Annotated in this window: 1 protein-coding gene; it reads left to right on the plus strand. The window is 38.4% G+C overall.

The window, feature by feature from the left end; all coding sequences use genetic code 11:
- Nucleotides 1-44: 44 nt before the first annotated feature.
- The coding region (locus I6F65_RS21340) for an IS4 family transposase (protein WP_197114832.1) at nucleotides 45-1,293 on the plus strand (1,249 nt) is incomplete at its 3' end.

Genomic DNA, 1,293 nt, shown 5'->3' on the forward strand with positions numbered 1-1,293 from the left:
TCTGATAGTAATCGCCAAACCACTATCTATCCCAAAAGCAGAGCATGAATAAATATAATACTGAGTTAAACAAAATAACGAAAGTGCTTAACGATTTTAATATTAACGAAATAGGTAAAACAAGCCGTTTTTGTAGCCGTAAACGAATAATAAAACCTTTCGAATTAGTCATGTCGTTAATAACGGCTCTAGGCGATAAATCGGTAAACACCGTGACAGATTTACATCGTTATTTTGTGAAGTTGACGGAAACTGATGTTCAATATAAACCGTTTCACAATCAACTGAGTAAGCCTGAATTCAGCCAATTGATGAAATCACTGGTCGATGTGGCGTTAAATGAATGGCAGCAACAAATACTCGGCACAGAAGTCACACTGTCAGATTTCAAACGCATCATATTGCAAGACGGAAGTTCGTTCGCAGTGCACGATAGTTTAAAAGATACCTTTAAAGGTCGCTTTACTAAAATAAGTCCTGCGGCAATAGAGGTTCATGTGAGTTGGGATGTGCTTCAAGGTTATCCCGAAGAAATCTCAGTGAGTCCTGATAGCCAAGCTGAATATGATTTTTTACCTGATGCTAAATCGTTAGTCGACACCTTGTTTTTAGCGGATAGAGGTTATTTTAAGTTATCGTATCTTGAATCAATTGATACAGCAGGAGGCTTTTATGTTGTCAGGGCTAAAACCACGGTTAATCCAACCGTAGTAGCTGCTTTTAATCGTCACGGTAACGCGTTAAAACGGTTTTCACAGAAGAAGCAAAAGGACGTTAAAAAGCATATTCGTCGTAGTGTTATTGTCGATATGGATGTGGAAGGTAAAACTAATTATCGATTGATTGCGAGCTGGCCTAGAGGAAAAAGTGAGCCTACTTATTGGGCAACGAACTTAAATCGAGAAAAATTTAGCGCTGAAGCGGTAATAAAGCTCTACAGTCTCAGGTGGCAAATAGAGTTACTGTTTAAAGAATGGAAGTCTTATTGCAACCTGCAAAAATTTAACACCAGAAAAGCGAGCATGATGGAAGGCTTGGTGTGGGCAAGTTTATTGACGTTGTTAGTAAAGAGGCGAATAGGCATGAGTGTTCAACAACTTGCCGGTATTGAGCTATCAACATTTATGGTAGCAAAAAACACCCAAGGTTGGTTTTATCAATTAATGGAGTCGATAACACAAGGCGTGATATCGACACTGAATAAAGCATGGCAAAAAACTATCAGTTTTTTGTCAAAATATGCACGAAGAGCGAACCCAAAAAGAGATAAAGAAAAAGGACGATTAAAATGCG

This window comes from Pseudoalteromonas sp. SWXJZ94C, assembly GCF_015864385.1.
Classification (GTDB): Bacteria; Pseudomonadota; Gammaproteobacteria; order Enterobacterales; family Alteromonadaceae; genus Pseudoalteromonas.